This window comes from uncultured Pontibacter sp., from assembly GCF_947492645.1.
Classification (GTDB): domain Bacteria; phylum Bacteroidota; class Bacteroidia; order Cytophagales; family Hymenobacteraceae; genus Pontibacter.
In genome coordinates this window covers 341,301-360,399 of record NZ_CANLMZ010000006.1, presented here as the reverse complement: position 1 = coordinate 360,399, position 19,099 = coordinate 341,301, and the positions used below count along the sequence as shown (strand labels likewise).

Genomic DNA, 19,099 nt, shown 5'->3' with positions numbered 1-19,099 from the left:
GGTGCAAAATAGTTTAGAAGTTGACCTGTACCCCATTAGAGATGGCATATACAAACTTTGTTACGGGCACAATGGGCTCATCTTCGTACACGCAGTTAAAGTTAGTCCGGAAAGAGAATTTGCTGTTCAGCTTAAAATTAAACGTCACGTCGCCACTTATTCTGTTCCTGAACTTATCAATCGTATCGTCATGGCCCACCTGGTAATAGGCAATGGCATCGGTGCTTATTTGTTCGCTCAGCTTTACTTTGGCGCTAAAGTAGTTTGTGGATTTCAGCAGGTCAGACACCTCCAGCACTTGGTCCAGCTCCGGGTTTTTCCACGCTTCATGCTCGTGCATCAATCCTGTACCAAAGTATAAGTTTACATCGTTGCTGCGCAAAACCGCCACCCTGATGCCGCCACCAAGCAGCGTTCTTAGCTCCAGTCCCCGTGCCTGGTCTGTTTGTGCCTGGGCAAAAAGCTCATAAGACAGTTTCCGTTTCCGGAACAGGTTTGTACGCAGATGTGAGTAACCGGTACTGGCTACTGTATTGCGCAGCTCCCTGGAATCGTAGTTTACAAGCAGGTAATTATAATAGTTAAGCAGTAAGTAGCTGTGGTTAGTAGAGATATAAGCCAGATCGCCGGTGAAAGTAAGCTGCAGGTAGTTGTTTGGATTGTTTTTGCCAGCGTTCCGGTTAAACATCGAAAAATCTACCCCTAATCTACCGGTCAGGTAATTGGCTGTGTCACGGTTTACCCGGGCCCTTTCTATGTTAAGTATCTGCGCATTAGCCTCTGGCGTTAAACCGTAAGTATAACTTAGTGTGAACAGACAAAGGAGGTATAGTTTTTTTAAAAGCATGCGAAATAATTGTACGGTATTCATTAAGTGTTCAGGTGCCAAAGTATGAAACTTCGTTCATACACAAAAAAGTTATCATGGGTGCTCGGGCTATTCATCAGCTTGCTGCGGCTTACATTTTAGTGCCGACTATGCCCTGCAAGTGCATCAACCATTCTGGGATAGCAACTTAATCAACGCACCTCCAGCTATCTGAAAGCAGCCCCTGCTACGTATGAATAAGAGTGGTGCCTGAGCCAACGGGCCTTTTAACAGGGAAACTGCACCCCGAAGTTTGAACCAGAGACAAATTTAAGTTACTATGGCAAGAAGTTCAATAAAGTTAATCAGGATATTGCGCGAAACAGCTGAACGTCTGAAAAATGGGGCGGCATACCAATGGGGACACATGGGAAGCTGCAACTGCGGCCACCTGGCGCAAAGCTTTACCAGGTATAGCAAAGGCGATATCCATAAGGCTGCCATGACCCGGCACGGCGATTGGGCAGAACAACTGCGTGATTACTGCCCACAAAGTGGCCTCCCGCTTGATCTGGTAATTGACCAGATGCTGGAACTAGGCTTTACAAGAGCTGATCTGACTCACCTGGAGCGACTAACGGATCCGGAGGTGCTACATACGCTGCCTCCGTCGCGCCAAGCCCTGAAGCACCATGTGCGCGACGATGTGGTTTTATACCTGCAGGCATGGGCGAAGCTACTGGAGAAGGAGCTACTACAAAAAATAGCATTGGATAATTTGGAAGCAGATACACATCAGAATAAGGCGGCCATACTTGATGCTTAGAGATTAATTGCGGATTTTTGGACCTGGCTATTGCACGCGTTATGTATTCTAAAGAAACAATTATCCAGGAAACTGCAGTTTATGTTAAAGAGCTTCTCTCCGGCGAGGGGTCCGGGCATGATTGGTGGCATATATACAGGGTCTGGAAAAACGCGCAAAGTATAGCTGCACAGGAACCTGAGGCAGATCTGTTTCTGGTTGAGCTTGCTGCGCTGCTGCACGACATTGGCGATCATAAATTTTATGGCGGCGATGAAACCGTTGGGCCGCGCATGGCAGCAGCATGGTTGCAAAAGTATGATTTGCCGGCGCGCGTGGTGCAGGATGTTTGCACCATTATAAAAGATCTTTCTTATAAAGGAGCAGGCACATCATCCGAAATGGCAAGTATAGAAGGCCAGATTGTGCAGGATGCCGACAGGTTGGATGCAATCGGGGCCATAGGCATTGCCCGCACCTTTGCTTACGGCGGCCACAAAAACAGGCTGCTTTACGACCCAACCATAAAACCAGAACTGCACAACTCCTTTGAGGCTTATAAAGCAAGTACTACTCCTACTATCAATCATTTTTATGAAAAGCTATTGCTGCTAAAGGATCGTATGCACACCGCTACAGCTAAGAAAATAGCAGCGCAGAGGCACCAGTACATGGAGGATTTCCTGCGGCAGTTTTACAGCGAGTGGGAAGGTGAACATACTTTTTAATGCTGAAATCCCTCAACTTACCTAAGGGTATAAAGTATACCATGAGCCCTTCTACTTAAAAGGCTATAATCTTATTTTTAGTAACGTACTGTTGCTCATTAAACGTATCTATAACCCAGCAACTTAGTACCCTATGGAGATACCGTTACTCCCCGATGTTGTGATCATACTTGGCCTGGCAGTAGTAGTTATACTATTCTTCCAGCGGTTTAAGCTGCCTACCATACTTGGTTTTCTGGCTACGGGCGTAATAGCAGGGCCTCATGGGCTCAGCCTGATACATGACCCGCACAACATTGAGATACTCGCAGAGATAGGTGTTATACTTTTGCTTTTTATTATAGGCATGGAGTTTTCGCTCCGGAGCCTGGCTATGATAAAACGCACCGTATTGCTGGGTGGGGCAACGCAGGTAGCAGGCACTATCTTACTTGTGACCGGCATTATGCTGCTGCTAAAGTTCAGCACAGGAGAGTCTGTTTTTATGGGTTTCCTTATCTCCCTGAGCAGTACGGCCATCGTGTTAAAATTATTGCAGGATAAAGGGGAAATAAACAGCCCACAAGGCAAAGTAGTGCTGGGTGTCCTTATCTTCCAGGATATTATCGTGGTGCCGATGATGCTGCTGACGCCCCTGATGGCAGGCGGCACACAAAACATTGCATGGGAGCTTTTCCTGATGGTGCTGAAAGGCATTGTGGTGATTGTATTTGTATTAGTAAGTGCCCGTTACCTGGTGCCTAAGCTGCTGTACCTGGTTGCAAGAACCAAGAGCAAGGAACTGTTTATACTTAGCATCGTGGTGATCTGCTTTGCTGTGGCCTGGTTAACTTCCAGCATGGGCTTATCGCTGGCATTGGGCGCATTCATGGCAGGCCTTATCATCTCCGAATCAGAATACAGCCACCAGGCCACCAGTAATATCCTGCCTTTCAGGGAAATTTTCACCAGCTTCTTTTTTGTGTCTATCGGCATGCTGCTGGATTTCAATTTCATGCTGCAGCACCTGCTGGTTATACTTGCTTTAACAGCCGCTACTTTTCTGCTTAAGGCGTTTGTTGCCACCGTTGCGGCACGTATCCTCCAGTACCCTGTCCGCATCTCTATACTGGTGGGGCTGTCGTTGTTCCAGGTAGGTGAGTTTGCATTTATACTTTCAAACACCGGAATTGCCAACGGCTTGCTTTCGCAGGTAACGTACCAGTACTTTTTATCGGTTTCGCTGCTTACAATGGCAATATCTCCTTTTGTGATAGGGTCTTACCACAGGATTAGTGCCGCCATTAGCAGCCTGTTGGGCAGCAACAAAGACCAGATGCCCTTTGACAGGGCTTCGCCGGCCGAGCACCACGACCTCCCCGACCTGGATGACCATATCGTAATTATAGGCTTTGGCATAAACGGACGCAATGTGGCCATGGCTGCCAGAAATGCGAACATCCCTTATGTTATCATTGAGCTGAATGCAGTTACAGTACGCCAGGAGAGGCATTTAGGAGAGCCGATCATCTATGGCGATGCGGTGCATAGTATGATCCTTTCGCATGTAAGTATACATAAAGCACGCGTAGTGGTGGTGGCCATCTCCGATCCAGAAGCTACAAAACGCATTGTAGCCGCCATCAAGTCCATTACGGATAAAGTGCATATTATCGTGAGAACCCGTTTTGTGCAGGAATCAGCAGAAAATTACAGGATTGGGGCAGACGAAGTGATACCAGAAGAGTTTGAAACCTCCATCGAGATTTTCACACGTGTCCTGTCTCAGTACCTTGTACCCAAAGATCAGATAGAAGCCTTTACCCACAGGATCAGGGCTGACAACTATGAAATGCTCCGCAGCTTAAACGGCAATACCCCTACGATGTCAAACTTAGAACTGGACCTGCCGGATATTGAGGTGGCAAGCCTTCGGGTTTATGCAGAGTTCAGGGAGTTTTTAAATAAACCCCTAATGGATGCAGACATACGCAACAAGTTCAGGATCATGCTTGTTGCCATTAAACGAGATAATAACACGCTACTGGACATCAATGGGAATACTCAGATAAAAACTGGTGATATCGTGTATGTTGTCGGTAAACCCGAAGATGTCATGTACTTTAACACGCTACTGAAAGAAGACTGATTTTATCCGGCTTAAGCTTCTTACAAGTATAAATTTAAGCAGCGACTGAAAATGGTTTCAGGCTGCGCTTATAGCTTGTTCAGTATCTCCTCAACTTCCTGCTGCACATTGCCGGCGCCGGCGTTAAAATTAGCCAGCGCACCTTCTGTCCAGCCGCGCCACACCAATTGGTTTGATGCAGGGTTTATAAAGTCAATGATCAGGGTGCCCGCTTTAAACAAGTCTACTGCTCTGTAACCCGGTAAGTTTGGGTTATTGTAGCTGTAGCGATAGCCACTCATATACGCATAACTGTAGCCAAAGCCCGGCTCAAAATTTTCAGGTTTGTCCTTCTCCAGCGGCACAGACACACTTACATCGTAAGCCACCAGTACGTCTGGGTTATCCGTAACTTTCGTGTATCCCCTTTTCTTAAGCTCAGCCTCTATGCCTTGTATAATGTGGTCATGCAAGGTGCTCTTGTAGCCTTTGTCATAAGCAGCGGTGGCGGCAGGCGCAGGCTGGTACCAGTTATAGGTGCGGTAAAGTTTTGTGTTTGCTCCTGGGGCTACAATGGCACTCGTGTTTTTTATACCAGACGTAACAACGCATGCATTACAAACCAGAACAAAAAGTACAAGTGCCGGTATTTTACTCCATTTATATAAATTCATAAAGCTCATCTTCATAAGTGTTCCCTGGGTTTGCATCCTGTTTAACTAAAATCAGAACAAATTTAAGGGCTAATTGCTAACTATAAAAAACCTATACCTGGGTATTGTAAGCCTGACTCAATAGATTTTGCCATACTGAGGCAGGTACTTGCCGCTATTACTTTACTTAATGCCCTGCAACAAAGATTCATGCAATTTCATAATAAAAGGGGCAGCAACTTAGGCTTAGCAATTACGTGTATAAAAAACCAAGCTAATTAAGTAAAGTAAAACATGAACATAGCACCTCACATTCCTGCTCCCCCGCCTAAGTGGGTAGAAAATTTTGCGCGCATCGGGTTATCAGCCAAAGGCGTAGTATACTGCCTGGTAGGTATACTTGCGTTTATGGCCGCCTTCGAACTCGGAGGAAAATCAGATCAAAATGCAGGAAAGCAGGGTGTTTTCCAGTTTATATTGGAGCAACCGTTTGGCAAATGGCTTTTGGCCGTAGTTGCGCTAGGCTTGATTTGTTATACCATCTGGCGCTTTATACAGGGGTTCCGGGACAGCGAAGACAAAGGTAGCGGAGCAAAAGGCATAGCCATGCGCCTGCGCTATATTTTTAGCGGACTGGTGTACGGTGGTCTGGCCTATGCAGCGGCCCGGATGGTGCTGGGCCAAAGTAGCGGCGGCAACGGAGACTCCCGCGAAACCATGGCAGGAGCCCTTTTACAGCAGCCCTTCGGACAGTGGCTGGTAGGTATAGTGGCAGTAGTTACTATAGGCTCCGGTTTATACCAGCTTTATTATGGCCTCACGGATAAGTATAAAAAAGACTTGCAAAGCACCGGCTTGAAAAGCGACATAGAAGGCAAAATGGTGCGCATGGGCAAGGTAGGTTATGTTGCGCGCGGCATCGTATGGCTCGTGATCGGGTACATGTTTTTAAAGGCTGCCTTAGATGCTGATGCGAACGAGGCCGGCGGCAGTAACCAGGCATTTAAGTTTTTAGAGAATTCAGCCTACGGTTCTTTTTTGCTTGGGGCTGTTGCTGTGGGGTTGGTGTTCTACGGCCTCTTCATGTTTATGAGAGCAAAGTACCAGCCTGTTGGCACAAACTAAAGATTTACGTTTTTATACGTTGCCGGCTTTAGCAATTACATTCCCCGTAAACCTAGAAGGATCTGTGGGAAACGCGGGGAGATTCCCTGCTACCCCTTCATCTGCAAGTATAAAAGCCATACAAGTATAAACTCAGGTGGCTGCACTAAGCCAGTCTTTAAAATTCTGTTTACTTGTCGTTTAACTGCTTTTGGTTTAAGTATACCAATGGGTTTTAGTTTAACAACAGCTGTAATACTTTCAGCTTTGCGTAAATCAGCAAGTATGATTTACGCAAATGGCGGTATGCCTGTATAAAGTTTTAACTGGAGGATTAAAGTATAAGCTCCTTAGAGCCGGCATTACAGCTATGTTAGCAAACGCCCCCTTTTACAAATTTATGTTAAGCATTAAATAATTCATCCTCCGAAAAGCATTATGTGTTATCTTTGGAAGCAACTGATATAATGCAGTTTGATATGACATGAAAAATTCGCCCTTCAAAATTTTTATTCTGGACGATGATGTTTGGTATAGTGAATTACTGGAGTATCATCTTTCGTTAAACCCTGATTACGAACTTAAAAAATTCCACTCTGCTAAAGAGTGTTTTGCCAGCCTTCACGAACGGCCCAATGTTATTACCCTGGACTATTCGCTGCCGGACAAAAACGGCGATGAGGTATTAAAAAGAATAAAGGAACAAAACCCCGATACAGAGGTAATCATCATCTCGGGGCAGGAAGATGTGGCCACCGCTGTTGATCTACTGAAAAAGGGAGCTTACGATTATATCGTAAAAGATGAAGAAACTCCTGAGCGCCTCTGGAGCACCATCAACAAAATAAGGGAAAACGTTTCGTTGCGCCACGAAATAACGAAACTGCGCGAAGAAATTGGCCAGAAGTATGACTTCAGCAATGTGATCATCGGCAACAGCGAACCTATTAAAAAGGTGTTTGCCATGATGGATAAGGCCGCCAAGACAAATATTACAGTAACGATAAACGGCGAAACAGGAACAGGTAAAGAGCTTGTAGCCAAAGCCATACATTACAACAGCACCCGCAAGAAAGCGCCTTATGTGGCAGTAAATGTCGCTGCTATCCCAAGAGAACTGATAGAGAGTGAACTTTTTGGCCACGAGAAAGGAGCCTTTACTGGTGCGGTGTCGCGCAGGCTGGGCAAATTTGAGGAAGCCAACAAGGGCACTATCTTTTTAGATGAAATCGGTGAGTTGGACGTAAGCCTGCAAGCAAAGCTGCTGCGCGTGCTCCAGGAGAAGGAAATATCACGTGTTGGCGGCAACACGGTTGTACCGGTTGATGCCCGCATAATTGTGGCCACCCATAAAAACCTGGCGGAAGAAGTTAAGAACGGCAACTTCAGGGAAGATTTATACTATCGCTTACTTGGCTTGCCTGTACTTTTGCCGCCGCTCCGCGACAGGGGCAGCGACATTTTAATATTGGCGAAACACTTTATCGAAGCTTTTTCCAAAGAAAACGGGCTAGATAAAAAGAGCCTTTCAGAAGCCGCCCAGAAGAAGCTGCTCTCCTACTCTTTTCCGGGCAATGTGCGCGAGCTCAGAGCTATTGTTGAACTAGCCGTTGTGCTCGCTGATGAAGAGCAGATTCAGGAACATGACATTAACCTGACAGCAGGCAATACCGAGAAAGACTTTCTGGCAACCGAACGTACCCTCAAAGCCTATACCACCGAAATTATTCAGCGCTTCCTGGACAAGTATGACTATAATGTACTTTATGTGGCAGATAAGCTGGACATAGGTAAGTCTACAATTTACAGGATGATACAAAACAAAGAGCTTACGATAAAAGATGTATAGCACCTGGTTTTGAATCTTAGGGTTCCAGGGTATTTAAAGCGTTATTTGCCGCAAGCCAAGTCTGAGCTGATATACTTGCAAACTTACCGGTTTTAACTTTCAGCTGCGGACCAATTGCCAAAATATTTATACTTTATCAACTTCATGCAGGCTTTAAAGTATAATCTTGCCGCCAAAATTTAAAATTGAATCTTTTAACACTTAAAAGCCTTAACTTTGAAATTTAATACCTTTCCGAGATGGGGCCAGAACAGGAAATTGCGGAGTTAAGAAAACAACTGGAACAGGAAAAAGCTGCCAGGCATGCTGCTGAAGCCTTGGCAGAAGCTCAGCTTGAGGTTATTGATGCTTTCAGGCAACGTGAATCCCTCCCGGTGTTTCAAGACGACGCATATTCAGATGCAACGTTATTTATCAGGTGCACTTACGAAGGAACGATCCATTTTATGGATGCTTCCGGGCAAAAGCTTGTAAACAGCCTGCCTTCCAGTAGAAGGCAGGCTTTAGAACGTTTCATCTCATCAAAAATCAAGGCAACTGCCATCAAAGTAAAGGCGTCTTTTGAAGTACGCCTGAACGGCAAAACTTACAGCGTGCACCTGTTGCCGATACCAGAAAAAGGCTACTACAGCATTTACGCCTCTGATATCACCAAACACAGCAAAGCAGAACTCACCTTACACGAGATCCGGAAATTTGTTCGCAATGTAGCCCACACTATTCCTAACATCATCTATATATATGACATACAGGAACGTAGAAGCATTTATATAAACGAACAGTTGAAGAGTGTTTTAGGCTATACCGACACAGACATTACCACCTTTAGCCGCCATGTGCTTAAAACACTTGTATCGCAGCAAGATACTGTAAAGCTATTCAAGCATGTGCAGCACATGCAGCATGTTGATGATGGCGAGGTGCTGCAGGTAGAGTACCAGGTGCGGTGCAAAGACGGAACCGTTAAAAATATGTTCTGCCGCGAAAGCGTTTTTAAGCGATCGGATGACGGGCAGGTAAAGCAGATTATCGGCTCTGCCGAAGATGTAACCGTGCTCCGGAAAAAAAGCATGGAACTGCAACGCCAGAAAGACTTCTACGAATCCATACTCAACCATATTCCATCTGATATAGCTGTTTACAATAACAAGCAGCAGTACGTTTTCCTAAACCCTGTAGCAGTAAGAGATCCTGAATTACGAAAGTGGATTATAGGCAAGACAAACAAGGACTACAGCAACTACAGAGGTGTGCCGTATGAGCGCATGAAAGTACGGGAAGCGCACCTTAACTATACTTTTGAGCAGAAAAAGCTTGTAGAGTTTGAAGAAACAACAATAGACAAAAAAGGAAACGAGCAACACCATTTGCGCCGCTTAAACCCTGTGCTTGATGATAAGAACGAGGTACAACTAGTGATAGGCCATGGCTTGAACATAACCGATTTAAGGAAAGCGCAGAACGAAATTGCAGCAAGCGAGGCAAAAAACCGCGCCATACTTGCTGCTATCCCCGATCTGATGTTCATTATAAGCAAAGAAGGCTACTACATGGACATGAAGAACGCGGATGAGCTTAAGCTGCTTGTTGCGCTTGATTCTATTATCGGGAGCCACATAAGCAGCGTAGTATCTGAAAAACTTGCCGACGAGGTGCTGGAAATGGTGCAGCGGGTGCTTGAGACAGGGCAACATGAAAAAATGGAGTACGCCCTTGATTTCGAAAGTGGCCTGCATTATTTTGAAGGGCGCTTAATTAAGTATAACGAGAACGAGGTACTCGCTATCGTAAGAGATACTACTGAAGAGCGAAAAGCGGCAGTAGAGGTAAAAGAGAAAAACGAGTTTATACGCCATGTAATAGACACGAGCCCAAGCTTGATTTTCGTTAAGGATGCAGCCGGCAAGTTTTCTCTTGTTAATAGCGAGAGTGCCAAGCTATTTGGCAGCACCGTAGAGCAGATGCTCGGCACGAATGCCTATTCGCTGTACAACAACAAGGAAGAGGCAACATTTTACAGCAACATAGACCGGCAGGTAATACAGGAAGGGCACGAAATAAAACTCGAGGAGAAATTTACCAAGGCTGACGGCGAGGTTATTTGGTTAAACACGATCAAAAAACCTATCCTAACCGCAAACGGCGAGGTACAGGTACTCTCTATTGCCACCAGCGTAACAGAGCAGCGCATCGCAAAGCAGCGCCTGCAGGAAAGCGAAGAACTGTTCCGTTTACTTTCTGAAAACTCAAAGGACCTGATAAGCCTGCACGAGCCTAACGGAAAGTATATTTATATCTCCAAAGCCTGCAAAGAATTGCTGGGCTACGATCCGGAAGAGCTTATCGGCAGTATGCCCATGGAAATTGTGCACCCCGACGATTTGGACCTTATAGCACAGAAAGGAAACCCGGATTATCTTTTAAAACACGCTAATGTGTCGTTGCAGCACAGGTTTATCCGGAAAGATGGCACCATACAATGGGTGGAGACGAATATAAAGCCTATTCTGGATGCTGCCGGTAACGTACTAAAGATACAGTCTGCTGCGCGCGACATAACGGAGCGTAAAACGGCAGAGGAAGCCCTGAAAGCCAGCGAGAAAAAGTACCGCGACTTAATTAAGTATAGCCGGGCTTATTTCTGTACTCACAACATGCAGGGGCAATTTCAGGAGGTAAACCCGCACATGCTTGACATGCTGGGCTATACTTCGGAAGAGATGGTGGGCCACAACCTGAAATCCTTTATCCCGGAAAAGCATCATGCCAACATAAATACTTACCTCGAAGACTTTAAGTCTAAAAACCTTGTAGAGGGCATTTTCACGATACTGAATAAAGAGAACAAGGAGCGATTCCTGTTTTATAAAAACTACAAGGTTGAGGAAGCTGACACAGAACCTTACATTATCTGTATTGCCCAGGACATAACGGACAGAATGTATGCGGAACGTGAACTGAAAATCGCTAAAGAAGCAGCCGAGGAATCCGCGCGCGTGAAAGAAAACTTCCTGGCCAACATGAGTCACGAAATCCGTACGCCGATGAACGGCATTATGGGTATGGCCGGCTTGTTAAAGAAAAGCCCGCTTAACAGCACACAGCAGAACTACATCGAGATTATTCAACAATCTGCAGACAACCTGCTTGTAATTATAAACGACATACTGGATATAGCCAAGATAGAGGCCGGAAGGCTTGAACTGGAGGAAATCCCTTTTAAGTTAAGCGATACCATACAAGCGGCTTACCAAACGTTAAGCTACAAAGCAGAAGAAAAGGAGATTGCCTACCGCATAGAGCCGCTTGTTTTAGAGCACAAAGTGTTTATTGGAGACCCCTACAGGTTAAACCAGGTGCTGTTGAACCTACTGAACAATGCGATCAAGTTTACCGAGGTTGGTAGTGTTACGCTAAGCAGTAAGGTGCTTGCCGAAACTGAAGACATGGTAAAGCTTGAGTTTGCCGTAGCTGACACCGGAATTGGCGTGCCATCAGATAAGACAGAGTATATATTTGAAGGCTTTTCGCAGGCTTACTCCAGTACGACACGCAAGTATGGCGGAACTGGCCTGGGCCTTAACATATGCCGCAACCTGGTAGAAATGCAGGGAGGCCGCATTTGGGTGGAAAGCGAAGAAAACAAAGGAAGCACCTTCAAGTTCGAGTTAAGTTACCCGAAGTATAAAAACGATGATTTTAACAACCAGGAAAAGCAAGCCATCGACTTTAATGGGCTAAGTGGCACCAAGGTGTTGCTGGCAGAAGACAATGAAGTGAACATCTTCTTGGCTCAATCCATTATGGAGGGCTGGAATTTTGAGGTAGATGTAGCTAGAAATGGCCTGGAGGCAGTTGAGTTGGCCAAACAGAATAACTACGATGTGATTTTGATGGACATACAAATGCCGGAAATGAGCGGCCTGGATGCCACAAAGCATATTCGATCAAGCACAGATGCACAGAAGGCCAGGGTGCCTATCATTGCCTTAACCGCCAATGCCCTGAAAGGTGATGCAGAAAAATATTTGAGCATCGGCATGAATGCTTACATATCGAAGCCTTTTGAAGAAGAACAGCTTTACATAACCATAGCTAATACCTTACCACACAAATCTATAACAAAAAACGAAGTTGCGCCAGAAAACGCGTCTCCAGAACCTGAACCGGCGCCAGAACCGCTTTACGACCTGAGCATGCTGTACAAGATATCGAGGGGCAACGAAGCCTTTATCACACGAACGAAGAACCTGATTCTGGAAACTGTGCCGGAAACCCTCACCGACCTGAACACCAAGAAACAGCAACAAGACTGGACTGGGGTAAGCGCCGCCGCACATAAACTTAAGTCAACGATTGATACCCTCCGCATAGAGAAATTGCAGGATGTGATCCGGAAAATAGAAACCGGTGCAAAGACAGAAGGCGCTTATGAGGATGTAAAGGTCAATATCTCTTACCTGAACGAAGTTATGGAAAAGGTGCTGAAGCAAATGAAAGCAGAAGTATAAACACCTTACAAATTGTATTTGCAAAGTCCCTGTGGCAAACCCGCAGGGACTTTCTTTTTTGTTACGCTTTGTTTTGAGGCACCCATTCTGCCTTTGCTTCGTAGTCATGGGCAGAACGTACATACCCATACTTATGCAGCACCCCCTCCCCAACCTGGAAAAAGTAGTAGCGCTACGCCATGCGCTGCACCAACACCCCGAACTATCTGGTAAAGAAATTTCTACGGCAGCACGTATTGTCGCTTTTTTGGAGAAGTATAAGCCTGATGAGGTAATAACCGGATTGGGAGGAACTGGCGTTGCTGCCATTTTCAAAGGCCGTTCCCCTGGTGGGCCAACCGTACTTTTCAGGGCTGAGCTAGATGCCTTGCCGATACAGGAAACGAACGAGCTGGATTATACATCTGTAATAGCAGGCACAAGCCATAAGTGCGGCCACGACGGGCACATGGCTATACTGGCTGCGCTTGCCAGCCTGCTGCACCACAGGCAGCTGGCCAGAGGCAAAGTTATACTTCTGTTTCAGCCGGCTGAAGAGACAGGACAGGGCGCTTACGCAGTACTGCAAGACCCCAGATTTGCTGCGTTGCAACCGGACTATGTTTATGCGCTGCATAATTTACCCGGCTATGCCGAAAACCAGGTTGTTGTACGCTACGGAGCTTTTGCAGCGGCCTCTACGGGCATGATTATTACGCTGCAGGGCAAAGCATCGCATGCCGCCGAACCAGAGAATGGCCTAAACCCCGGTCAGGCGATGGCAGCGCTTATACTTCGGCTAAACGAAATAATAACCCAACACCAAGACAGGTTTAGCGATTTAACGCTTCTGACTGTTATACATGCCCGCTTAGGTGAGATTGCCTTTGGCACTAATCCTGGTTTTGCAACCGTGATGGCGACCCTCCGCTCCTATCAGCAAGCCGACCTCGACTTACTAAAGTCCCTGGCTTCCGAAACAGTTAAAGAAATATCAGACAAGTATACACTAGCCTATACCAGCTCTTTTGTAGAAGAATTTCCGGCTACGGTAAACGATAGCGGGGCAATAGCAGCGGTAAAACAAGCAGCGCAAAAGCTTAAACTAGATGTGCAGGAGGCCGTACACCCGTTTAAATGGTCTGAAGATTTCGGGCATTTTACCGGTAAGTACAAAGGGGCGCTTTTTGGCCTGGGTGCAGGCCCCGAACAAGCGCAACTGCACCACCAGCACTACGACTTCCCGGACGAAATAATTCCTGCTGGCGCCAGGCTGTTTTATACTATCGCCTCAGACCTCATGAACTTATAAAGCCTATGTTTCAAAGCTCTTATATCGAGATAAGTAAATCTGCACTTCAACACAACATTAACTTTCTTAAACAGGAAATCGGACCAGACGTTCAGCTTTCGTCTGTTATAAAGGGCAACGCCTATGGCCACGGCATAGAACCGTTCGCTACGCTGGCGCAGCAATGCGGGGTAAACCATTTTTCTGTTTTTAGTGCCGATGAAGCACAGCGCCTGCTACACGTTATCAATCAGCCCGCCACCGTTCTGATTATGGGCTACCTGGACAATGCCGAGCTGGAATGGGCAATACGGCAGGAGCTGGAATTTTTCGTATTTGAGCAAGACCGGCTGTTGGCAGCAGCCAAAACCGCAAAGGCATCAGGCAAGAAAGCTATTGTGCACCTGGAGCTTGAAACCGGCATGAACAGAACGGGCTTTGAAGAAAATGCTTTAGAGGAAGCAAAAGCTATACTTCAGGAGTACGAGGAGCATTTTATACTTAAAGGCATCTGCACCCACTTTGCCGGGGCAGAAAGCATGCAAAACCATGAAAGGGTAACAAGGCAGCTACAACTGTTCCGGGAGCAGGTAACAAAGCTCAAGGCTGACGGATTTACGGCAGCTCAGTTGCATACAGCCTCGTCGGCAGCCACCATAAGCTACCCCCAAAGCCGCATGAACCTGGTGCGAGTCGGTATTATGCAGTATGGTTTCTGGCCCAGCCCCGAAACTTATTCGTATTACATGAGCCAGCGCGAACAAAAACATGACCCGCTGCACCGCCTAATAAACTGGAAGAGCCACGTGATGAGCCTAAAGCATGTTGCCAAAGGGGATTATGTGGGGTATGGCACGTCTTTCCAGGCCTCCCGGGACATGGTACTGGCCATTGTGCCTGTCGGCTACTCGTGGGGATACAGCCGCAGCCTCAGCAACCACGGCCATGTGCTGATAAAGGGGCAGCGCGCCGCTGTATCAGGCATTGTAAGTATGAACACCCTCACAGTTGACGTGACAGACATACCAAGTGTAGCAAAGGGAGATGAAGTGGTGCTGCTAGGGAAGCAAGGTGATCAAAGTATAACTGTTGCCTCTTTTGCTGAGCTAAGCACGCAGCTTAACTACGAACTCCTGACACGCCTGCCCATGAACATCCCACGCCTGGTAGTAGCCTAAAACAGAGTTTACCTGAAGTCCTGGAAGTGGAAGCCGCACTTAAAGCAGTAATGTGCCTCAAAGGGATGCCCTTCCTGGTTGCAGTTGGGGCATACTTTCGTGTTTAACGTAGACTCCCGTTCTGTTTTAGCCAACTCCACAGATACAATACCTGTAGGCACCGCAATAATGCCGTAGCCCATAATCATGATAAAGCTGGCTAAGATCTGCCCCAACGCTGACTGTGGGGCAATATCTCCGTAGCCAACAGTTGTAAGGGTTACAATAGTCCAGTAAATGCTTACAGGTATACTTGTAAAGCCGCTCTTAGCTCCTTCGATAATGTACATCAGGGAACCCACGATTACGACTACCGTCAGCACCACGCCCAGGAAAACAAGTATCTTAGCCATACTTGCCCGCAAAGCCCTGGACAGCACCTGCCCCTCATTTATAAAACGTGTAAGCTTAAAGATACGGGCCACCCGCAGCAAACGCAGTACCCTGACCACCAACAGATACTGCGACCCAAGTATAAACAGGCTCATGTACGTCGGGATAATCGACAGCAAGTCTACGAGGCCAAAAAAAGAGAAAATGTACCGTGCAGGCTTCGGCGAGCTATACACACGCAGGATGTATTCTATGGTAAATAAAATTGTGAAGATCCATTCTAGCGTTATAAATATTTGCAGGAATTGCCTTCTTAAACTAACAACGCTTTCGAGGGTCACAATCATCACGCTGGCCAGTATAAGCACCAACAAGATCACGTCAAAAAACTTACCGTACTTCGTTTCTGCCTCGAAAATAATCAGGTAAATCTTTTTCCGCAGACTTGCCTCTTTCATTAAAGCCATTCTTAATTAGCCCTCCTACAAGTTAATAACACCTGCAATATAATTAAATCTGCCCAGGGATATTTACACTCAGGAGCGGCAATGGCCGTGGCAGCACCTGCATGCTGTTCAGCACCTGCAGCTGCTCATTAATCTTTTCACGATCACCAGCGTTGTTTACCTCCCCATCTACATCGTTCACCAGCAATAAAGCTTCGTTGTACAGGCATGGTTTCAGGTGCGGGTGTTCGCTTACTTTTACCAACATGCTCCTAAACAAAAACAGTAGGCGAATGATGACCACGTTAGTTCCTTTGCCATATAACCTGATAGGGCTCAGGCTAAGCGTAAGTACATTTTCGAAAGTCTCATGCTTAAACAATACACGCCCTTCTCCCGATTCATCGTACAGTACCTTCTCGTCAGGCAACTGCATCCGAAGTATAAACAGCGCCGTAAGGTAATCAATGGCCTTGATACAGGTGCCGGGGTCGTTTAAGCTTGGGCTAAGTGCTCTTACTGCGCTTTCTGTGATATGCTTAAATCCGAAAAGGTAATTCACATCCGGCCTTTCTTCCCTGTAAAAGTTAAGATGCACAAACAGCTGCTCCGTAAAATCATCTATGGCTTCGATGGGTTTGTTTACCTGCGCAAACGGAATATCCTCTACAAAAAAGCTTCCCAGGGGCTGCTCAAAACAAAGGACTACATCATGTTTACGACACAGCTTCACTACCTCTTCCTCCTCCATACTTTGCAGGTAACCGGTTTTAGGGCTTTTTAAGTCAATCCACACGCCACCCTCAACAGCACTACTTTTACCGCCTTTCTCTTTTGCCTCTTCTATCTCGGCTTTTAATTTCTTTCGGGTTACTTCAAAAATGCTCTCCAGTATACTTTCTATTTGTATAGACAGCGAAATAGAATGAATGAAGTACACAAAGAAGCCCAGGCAAACAATGGTGAAGCACATGGCCAGGAAAATGGAAAAACCGGGCAGCGGAACACTATAATACGATGAATGCACATTCACCATGATGATCAAGGTGTAGATAAGCGTGCCCAGGTACAGGCCCATAACACGTTGATTTGATTTGTAGGAAATAAGCCCAGGAATAACACGAGGCGTGAAATTAGAGCCGGCCTGGTTTAACACCAGCATAACCATTGTGAAACTGAAAACGGTAAGCGAGATTATACCGGTTGTGATGGAGCTTAATATGAGGCGGGCTGTCTCGCTATTGCTTATGATCACAAAAGGGAGATCATCCTTTAACACCTTACTAATGCCAAGCACTTCCAGATATAGCATAACAAGCGCCAGCAATGCAAAAGTCATGGATATAAGCGTGGGATAAAACCCAATGCTGTTAACGATGTAATAGTAGATGAACTTTGCTTTACTGTAGATCTTATTCATAAGCCGGGAGTTGATGTATTTGTATACAAAGCGGCACTCATTAATCGGGCTTCAACCTGACCGGCGCCTGATGTGTGGCTACAGGCGCAATCAGGTGCCGGAGACGACATTATCGACAGCCTATACAATTAACCAGACCCATGGCCCTGCCTGGGCCTCAGCGAGAGCCAATTAAATAAATACTTGTACTTATACAGCGCCCTGTAAGTTTAGCAGCACCAACTATACTATTGCTCAGCTCCTGTCCTAAAGGTTTTGCTTACTAGGGTTTATAAGCCGTGAACGTTTTATCTGTATAAAAGACTACGATCTGCTCGATGGCTTTATCCTGATGTGTGCTGGCAGCTGCTGCTGAATCAGGTATACTTTTATTTTGTACTTTATCATTATCAACGGGTTTGGCAGGTGCTGTAGGTTGTTTATCTGACGGCAGCAACGGCTCTTTTAAAACGTCAGAAACAGGTGCAACTGGCGGCGCTAAGGCTTTTAGCATTTCGCCTTCCCCCAGCAGCATCCAGTTTACACTTACTTCCGGAAAAGCAGCAACTATTTTAGTTATCACTTCTAAGCTAGGTTTGTTTCTTCCGCTGAGGATGTGGCTGATAACTGCCCGTGGCACCTCAACAGTATCTGCAAACTGAGTTGAAGTCAAGCCTTTATATTCCATCAAAACCTTAATTCGCTCAACCATAATTCAGAATACAAGCTATTTACAAATGTATATACAAATGTAAACTTTAAATTGACTATTTAAAATAAGCTGTGTATAAGCAATCTAGGCATACCTGAACTTATACTTCATAATAAAATGCTAAATCACTTATTTCTAGCTATATATTTAAGTATTAAAATTAATTATTTAAACAGTTTACAATTGTATATACATTTGTAAACTGTTTGATATTATACGCATTCACTACTACTGTAAAATCTATAAGCACTTATAATCAATCACTTAAATATAAATATAGCGATAGATCTTTTTTTAACATACTGACAGCATGGCATATAGGTAAAGAAGGGGTTGTGGATAAACTGAGTTATCCACAACCCCTTAATTTGCTGTTCTATAAGCTATTACCTATACTTACTTCTATGGCTTTAGATGCAGAGAATTAGCGTACGATTTAGTACATCAAAATGAATACAAGAGAACGTAGTTGTGGGAGCAAGTTGGGGTTGCTTTGAAATTGCACTATGGCAGGGCTCTGGCACTAAGCTTAATGGCAGAAAGGTATTTTTATGCCTGAGGTTTATACTTGCACATAAAGGATCATGAGCTGCTACTTTACAAGCAGCACTCCATTCATTCGCTCCCAATGGCCGGGGTAGGTGCAAACGTAGCTGTAATATCCAGTTGTTGTGGGGGCATTAAATTCTACTTCAACAGTTTGGCCGGGCAAAGCCAAAGGAGAAGCTGCTATTACAATATCGCTTTCCGGCACATAATTGCCAGGAGCTCCTATCTTCGCTCCTGCCAGGGCAACCAGTTTATACTTATCCGGTTGGGTAATCACTACATTGTGAATCATTGACTGTTCAGAGCCTTCGTTTATGAAGGTTAGTTTTACAAGTGTGCCGGCACTTACTTCAAGTGTATCTAAATCATACTTCATTTCCTCCAGGCTATTGCCCACGGCCTTCAAGGTAACTTCTTCGACAGGATGCAGGGTTGTATCTGCTTCTTCTGCCACTAAAGCACCCGCTGTATCCAACAACGTAGTATCGGCTTGTTCCACGTCAGCTTCTGAATCAGGGGAACATGCCAGTAGCCAGCCACTACAGCTTAAGAGCAATATATAAGATATGTTTTTCATGTCAGGTTAAGGTTCTGTGCATATTTGGCGG

At 45.7% G+C, this 19,099-nt stretch carries 14 protein-coding genes; 8 read left to right on the top strand and 6 right to left on the bottom strand.

Features of this window, described 5'->3' with window-relative positions; genetic code table 11:
• Positions 1-13 precede the first annotated feature (13 nt).
• Positions 14-847, bottom strand: coding sequence for a DUF481 domain-containing protein (locus Q1A23_RS08110; RefSeq protein ID WP_299821828.1), 834 nt, complete (start codon positions 845-847; stop codon positions 14-16).
• A 301-nt stretch (positions 848-1,148) separates the two neighbouring features.
• Between Q1A23_RS08110 and Q1A23_RS08105 the strand changes: the two genes are divergently transcribed.
• The 3 genes from Q1A23_RS08105 to Q1A23_RS08095 all read left to right on the top strand — a co-directional run bounded on the left by Q1A23_RS08105 (position 1,149) and on the right by Q1A23_RS08095 (position 4,469).
• Positions 1,149-1,634 (top strand): hypothetical protein, encoded by a 486-nt coding sequence (locus Q1A23_RS08105; RefSeq protein WP_299821826.1) that lies wholly within the window; start codon positions 1,149-1,151, stop codon positions 1,632-1,634.
• 41 nt (positions 1,635-1,675) lie between these two features.
• Entirely contained in the window at positions 1,676-2,341 is a 666-nt protein-coding gene (locus tag Q1A23_RS08100) for an HD domain-containing protein (protein WP_299821824.1), read from the top strand.
• 133 nt (positions 2,342-2,474) lie between these two features.
• On the top strand, positions 2,475-4,469 hold the full coding sequence (locus Q1A23_RS08095; protein ID WP_299821822.1) for a cation:proton antiporter: 1,995 nt from the start codon (positions 2,475-2,477) through the stop codon (positions 4,467-4,469).
• 68 nt (positions 4,470-4,537) lie between these two features.
• Here the strand turns inward: Q1A23_RS08095 and Q1A23_RS08090 are convergent, their stop codons facing one another.
• A complete protein-coding gene (locus Q1A23_RS08090) occupies positions 4,538-5,137 on the bottom strand; it encodes a DUF4136 domain-containing protein (protein ID WP_299821820.1) in 600 nt (199 codons plus the stop codon).
• A gap of 258 nt (positions 5,138-5,395) precedes the next feature.
• Here Q1A23_RS08090 and Q1A23_RS08085 point away from each other — a divergent pair, with 258 nt between their 5' ends.
• The 5 genes from Q1A23_RS08085 (at position 5,396) to alr (ending at position 15,013) form a co-directional block, all read left to right on the top strand.
• Complete coding sequence (locus Q1A23_RS08085) at positions 5,396-6,226, top strand: DUF1206 domain-containing protein (RefSeq protein WP_299821818.1); 831 nt, start codon at positions 5,396-5,398, stop codon at positions 6,224-6,226.
• Positions 6,227-6,689: 463 nt separating this feature from the next.
• Positions 6,690-8,054: a sigma-54 dependent transcriptional regulator gene (locus Q1A23_RS08080; protein ID WP_299821816.1), complete on the top strand. Its 1,365-nt coding sequence runs from the start codon at positions 6,690-6,692 to the stop codon at positions 8,052-8,054.
• 239 nt (positions 8,055-8,293) lie between these two features.
• A complete protein-coding gene (locus Q1A23_RS08075) occupies positions 8,294-12,565 on the top strand; it encodes a PAS domain S-box protein (RefSeq protein ID WP_299821814.1) in 4,272 nt (1,423 codons plus the stop codon).
• Between the two features lie 133 nt (positions 12,566-12,698).
• Positions 12,699-13,856 carry an amidohydrolase gene (locus Q1A23_RS08070; protein WP_299821812.1) on the top strand — a complete coding sequence of 386 codons (1,158 nt, stop codon included), beginning with the start codon at positions 12,699-12,701 and terminating at the stop codon, positions 13,854-13,856.
• Between the two features lie 5 nt (positions 13,857-13,861).
• A complete protein-coding gene (alr, locus tag Q1A23_RS08065; RefSeq protein WP_299821810.1) occupies positions 13,862-15,013 on the top strand; it encodes an alanine racemase in 1,152 nt (383 codons plus the stop codon).
• An 8-nt stretch (positions 15,014-15,021) separates the two neighbouring features.
• Here alr and Q1A23_RS08060 read toward each other — a convergent pair whose 3' ends face one another.
• The 4 genes from Q1A23_RS08060 to Q1A23_RS08045 form a co-directional block, all read right to left on the bottom strand.
• A complete protein-coding gene (locus Q1A23_RS08060; RefSeq protein ID WP_299821808.1) occupies positions 15,022-15,852 on the bottom strand; it encodes an ion transporter in 831 nt (276 codons plus the stop codon).
• A gap of 43 nt (positions 15,853-15,895) precedes the next feature.
• A complete protein-coding gene (locus tag Q1A23_RS08055; RefSeq protein WP_299821807.1) occupies positions 15,896-17,251 on the bottom strand; it encodes a DUF2254 domain-containing protein in 1,356 nt (451 codons plus the stop codon).
• 262 nt (positions 17,252-17,513) lie between these two features.
• Entirely contained in the window at positions 17,514-17,942 is a 429-nt protein-coding gene (locus Q1A23_RS08050) for a helix-turn-helix transcriptional regulator (RefSeq protein ID WP_299821805.1), read from the bottom strand.
• 592 nt (positions 17,943-18,534) lie between these two features.
• Positions 18,535-19,068, bottom strand: a complete 534-nt coding sequence (locus tag Q1A23_RS08045) for a plastocyanin/azurin family copper-binding protein (RefSeq protein ID WP_299821803.1) — start codon at positions 19,066-19,068, stop codon at positions 18,535-18,537.
• Positions 19,069-19,099: the final 31 nt, after the last annotated feature.

Bases quoted from the DNA above. Each gene is read 5' to 3' on its own strand.
- Q1A23_RS08095 (WP_299821822.1), top strand. From the start codon at position 2,475: ATGGAGATACCGTTACTCCCCGATGTTGTGATCATACTTGGCCTGGCA.
- Q1A23_RS08105 (WP_299821826.1), top strand. From the start codon at position 1,149: ATGGCAAGAAGTTCAATAAAGTTAATCAGGATATTGCGCGAAACAGCT.
- Q1A23_RS08050 (WP_299821805.1), bottom strand. From the start codon at position 17,942: ATGGTTGAGCGAATTAAGGTTTTGATGGAATATAAAGGCTTGACTTCA.
- Q1A23_RS08075 (WP_299821814.1), top strand. From the start codon at position 8,294: ATGGGGCCAGAACAGGAAATTGCGGAGTTAAGAAAACAACTGGAACAG.
- Q1A23_RS08055 (WP_299821807.1), bottom strand. From the start codon at position 17,251: ATGAATAAGATCTACAGTAAAGCAAAGTTCATCTACTATTACATCGTT.
- Q1A23_RS08085 (WP_299821818.1), top strand. From the start codon at position 5,396: ATGAACATAGCACCTCACATTCCTGCTCCCCCGCCTAAGTGGGTAGAA.
- alr (WP_299821810.1), top strand. From the start codon at position 13,862: ATGTTTCAAAGCTCTTATATCGAGATAAGTAAATCTGCACTTCAACAC.
- Q1A23_RS08090 (WP_299821820.1), bottom strand. From the start codon at position 5,137: ATGAAGATGAGCTTTATGAATTTATATAAATGGAGTAAAATACCGGCA.
- Q1A23_RS08070 (WP_299821812.1), top strand. From the start codon at position 12,699: ATGCAGCACCCCCTCCCCAACCTGGAAAAAGTAGTAGCGCTACGCCAT.
- Q1A23_RS08045 (WP_299821803.1), bottom strand. From the start codon at position 19,068: ATGAAAAACATATCTTATATATTGCTCTTAAGCTGTAGTGGCTGGCTA.
- Q1A23_RS08110 (WP_299821828.1), bottom strand. From the start codon at position 847: ATGCTTTTAAAAAAACTATACCTCCTTTGTCTGTTCACACTAAGTTAT.
- Q1A23_RS08080 (WP_299821816.1), top strand. From the start codon at position 6,690: ATGAAAAATTCGCCCTTCAAAATTTTTATTCTGGACGATGATGTTTGG.
- Q1A23_RS08060 (WP_299821808.1), bottom strand. From the start codon at position 15,852: ATGGCTTTAATGAAAGAGGCAAGTCTGCGGAAAAAGATTTACCTGATT.
- Q1A23_RS08100 (WP_299821824.1), top strand. From the start codon at position 1,676: ATGTATTCTAAAGAAACAATTATCCAGGAAACTGCAGTTTATGTTAAA.